This window comes from Deltaproteobacteria bacterium, from assembly GCA_035063765.1.
GTDB lineage: Bacteria > Myxococcota_A > UBA9160 > UBA9160 > PR03 > CAADGG01.
On sequence record JAPSFT010000056.1, the window covers coordinates 1 to 3,835 of the forward strand.

At 75.0% G+C, this 3,835-nt stretch carries 2 protein-coding genes; both read left to right on the forward strand.

The window, feature by feature from the left end; genetic code table 11:
- The first annotated feature begins 416 nt into the window (after nt 1-416).
- Complete coding sequence (locus OZ948_19855) at nt 417-2,645, forward strand: UvrD-helicase domain-containing protein (protein ID MEB2346974.1); 2,229 nt, start codon at nt 417-419, stop codon at nt 2,643-2,645.
- Nucleotides 2,646-2,840: 195 nt separating this feature from the next.
- Nucleotides 2,841-3,835 (forward strand): class I SAM-dependent methyltransferase (locus tag OZ948_19860; GenBank protein MEB2346975.1); only part of this gene is annotated, 995 nt, incomplete at its 3' end.

The following is a 3,835-nucleotide window of genomic DNA, read 5'->3' on the forward strand; positions in this document are numbered from 1 at the left end:
GGGCCGTGTTTGCGCGGGCGCGCGTGGGGGGGTGGCGTCTGCTCTTGGGGGCGCTGCCGTGGGAGCCTCTGGCGGGGGCGCTCTTGCGCGGGCGCGCGTGGGGGGTGGCGTCTGCTCTTGGGGGCGCAGCCATGGGAGCCTCCGGCTGCGGGCGCGTTTGCGCGGGCGCGCGTGGGGGTTGGCGTCTGCTCTTGGGGGCGCAGCCATGGGAGCCTCCGGCTGCGGGCGCGTTTGCGCGGGCGCGCGTGGGGGTTGGCGTCGGCTTCTGGGGGCGCAGCCATGGGAGCCTCCGGGTGGGGCGCTTCTGCGCGGGCGCGCGTGGGGGGGGTGGCGTCGGCTCCTGGGGGCGCAGCCATGGGGACGAGCTGGGTTATGTTCGGGGTCCTCCCTCCCTTGCTGGAACCCGGAGTCCTGCGTTGCCCGACCTCGTCCCGCCCGGCGTGTCGCCGCCGGGCGCCGATTCCCTGCTGGCGGGGCTCAATCCCGAGCAGCGCCGCGCGGTCGAGACCACCGAGGGGCCGCTGCTGGTGCTGGCGGGGGCGGGGAGCGGCAAGACGCGCGTGCTGGTGCACCGGATCGCGTACCTGATCGGGGCGTGCGGGATCCCGGCGGAGTCGATCCTCGCGGTCACCTTCACGAACAAGGCTGCGGGCGAGATGCGCGAGCGGGTCGAGAAGCTGCTCGGACCGGACGCGGCGGGGATCTGGGTCTCGACCTTCCACGCCACCTGCGTGCGCATCCTGCGTCGCGAGGCGGGGCAGCTCGGGCTCTCGCGGGGCTTCGCGATCTACGACGAGGACGACGCGCTCGCGACCGTGAAGGAGGCGCTGCGCCGGCGTGGGATCGATCCGAAGACGGCGGATCCGCGCCGGCTGCGCTGGCGGATCGACGGGTGGAAGAACGCGGGCGTGCTGCCGGCGCGCGCGGCCGAGGCGGCGGAGGACCTCGAGGCGGAGCAGGCGGCGGAGACCTACGCGGTCTACCAGCGCCTGCTGCGCGAGGCCGACGCGCTCGACTTCGGCGACCTGATCCTGCAGGTGACGGAGCTCTTCGAGCGCTTCCCGCAGGTGCTCGAGCACTACCAGCGCCGCTGGCAGTACGTGCTGGTCGACGAGTACCAGGACACGAACCGGGTGCAGTACCGGCTCGTGACCCAGCTTGCCCGATCACACACGAATCTGTGTGTGGTCGGAGATCCCCAGCAGTCGATCTACGGCTGGCGGGGGGCCGACATCCGCAACATCCTCGACTTCGAGCGCGACTTCCCGCGGGCCCAGGTGGTGGCGCTCGAGCGCAACTACCGCTCGCGGCGGCCGATCCTCGACGGCGCCTCGGCGGTGGTCGCGAACAACGGCTCGACGCGCTCGCTGCGGCTGCGCGCGGAGCTCGGGGAAGGCGAGCCGATCCGCTTCTTCGAGGCGCTCGACGAGCGCAGCGAGGCGGCCTTCGTGGTGCGCGCGATCCTGACGGCGGCGCGCCGCGACGGGCGCTCGTTCCGCGACTTCGCGGTCTTCTACCGCACCAACGCCCAGTCGCGGCCCTTCGAGGACGAGCTGCTCCGCTACGACGTGCCCTACGTCGTGGTGGGCGGCCTGCGCTTCTACGAGCGCGCCGAGGTGAAGGACGCGCTCGCCTACCTGCGGCTCGCGCTCCACCCGGCGGATTCCGCGGCGCTGCGCCGGATCGTGAACGCGCCGCCGCGCGGGATCGGCAAGACCACGCTCGAGCGCGCCGAGCAGCTCGCCGAGCGCGAGGGCGTGCCGGCCCTCGAGGGCCTGCGCCGCCTTGCGGCCGCGGGCGGGGCGGGCCGCGCCGCGGGGCCGATCCGCACCTTCCTCGCGCTTCTCGACGAGCTCGGCACCCAGGTGCGCAGCCTGGCGCCCGCCGAGGCGATCGCGCGGGTGCTCCAGGAGAGCGGCTACCTGGCCGCCCTCGAGCGCGAGGCCACGCCGGAGGCCGAGGCGCGCCTCGAGAACCTGCGCGAGCTGGTCGCGAGCGCGGAGGACTTCGTCGCGGAGAGCGTCGAGGGCGACGAGGAGCGCACCCCCGCCGAGCTCTTCCTCGACCAGGTGGCCCTGGTCTCCGACGTCGACCGCTGGGACCGGCGCGCCGAGCGCGTGTCGCTCATGACCGCGCACTCGGCGAAGGGGCTCGAGTTCCCCGTCGTGTTCCTGGTCGGGCTCGAGGAGGGCATCTTTCCGCACGCGGTCTCGGCGCGCGACCCGGCCGGCATCGAGGAGGAGCGGCGGCTCTTCTACGTGGGCATGACGCGCGCCATGGAGCAGCTCCATCTCTCCTGCGCCCAGGAGCGGCGCCGCTACGGGAGCCGCACCTTCGCGGTGCCCTCGCGCTTCCTGCGCGAGATCCCGGAGGAGGTGCTCCAGGGCGAGCTGCCGGAGGCGCGCGAGGCGGGCCCGCGTGGCGAGCGCGGGGACTCCTCGCTCGACTACTCCTACGGCCAGGGCGAGGTCGAGCCGGCCGGCGCGGTGATCCCGCGCGGGATGCGGGTGCGCCATCCGGTCTTCGGCACGGGCACGGTGCTCGACGTCTCCGGCGCCGGCGCCGGCCAGAAGCTCCGCGTGCGCTTCGACCGCGTCGGCGTGAAGACGCTGGTGCTGCGCTTCGCGAACCTGGAGCCGGCCTAGTGTCCGGTGTCGGAAGTTCGCCGTCGAAGTCTCGAGCCGTCGCGGGCGGCTGGGTGTGCACCGAGATCGCGGCTACGGGCCGCTCGCAAGGCGCGCGGCCGAGCCATGGCCGTCGCCACGGGGAGGGAGCGCAACGCTGCGAGCGGCCCGTAGCCGCGATCGAATGCAGGCGAACTTCCGAGACAGGGCACTAGCTTGGCCTCGATCTTCGAGAGCGCGCGCCACGCGCGCAGCCTGGCCGGCGCGGTCGACGCCTTCGCGGTGTTGCCGCTCCTGCGCGCGGGCCTGAAGCTCGGGCTCGCCGACGCGCTGCGCGAGCCGCAGACCCCCGACGCGCTCGCGGCCCGGCTCGGCCTCGAGCCGGACCTGGTGGCGGCCTGGGCGCGCGTGCTCCACGCGCAGGGCTGGCTCGCCCGCCGCGGCGAGGCCTACGGGCTGGCCGGGCCCTTCCAGTGGCTGCTCGACGCGCCCGAGGCTGCCTCGCTGGGCGCGCTCCTCGACCAGGTCGTGGAGTCGATCGGGCCGCGCCTCGCGGCGCTGCCCGCGCTCATGAAGGGCGGTGAGCGCCCGCTCTTCGGTACCCCTGAAGAGGCCGCGCGAATGGCCGCGATCACCCGGCTCGTCGAGCCGCGGGCCCTGCGCGCGCTCGAGAAGATCCCCGGCGCGCGGCACCCGCGGCGCATCCTCGACGTCGGCTGCGGCCAGGGCCACTACCTCGCCGACCTCCTGCGCCGCTTCCGCGACGCGCTCGGCGTGGGCGTCGAGCTCGACCCGCGCGTGGCCGGCGAGGCGCGCCGCCGCCTCGCCGAGGCCGACGTCGCCCGCCGCGCCGAGATCCGGGTCGGCGACTTCCTGGGCGCCGACCCGCCGCCCGGCCGCTTCGACCTGATCCTGCTGAACCACAACCTGCACTACTTCGCGCCCGCCCAGCGCGTCGGGCTCCTGCGCCGCGCGCGTGGCCTGCTGGAAGAGGGCGGCGTCGTGGCCGTGCAGACGCTGGTCCTGGCCGAGGGCCTGCTGCCGAGCCTGCTCGGCCTCCAGGCCGGCGCCGCGCTCTTCGACCTGGTGCTGCGCGCGCACCGCAACCTCTACGGGTTGCCCGAGATCGCCGACGTGCACCGCGTCCTGCGCGAAGCCGGCTTCGCGCGCACGGGGGAGGTGCCGGTGGTGCCCGGCGGCGCGGTGCGCGT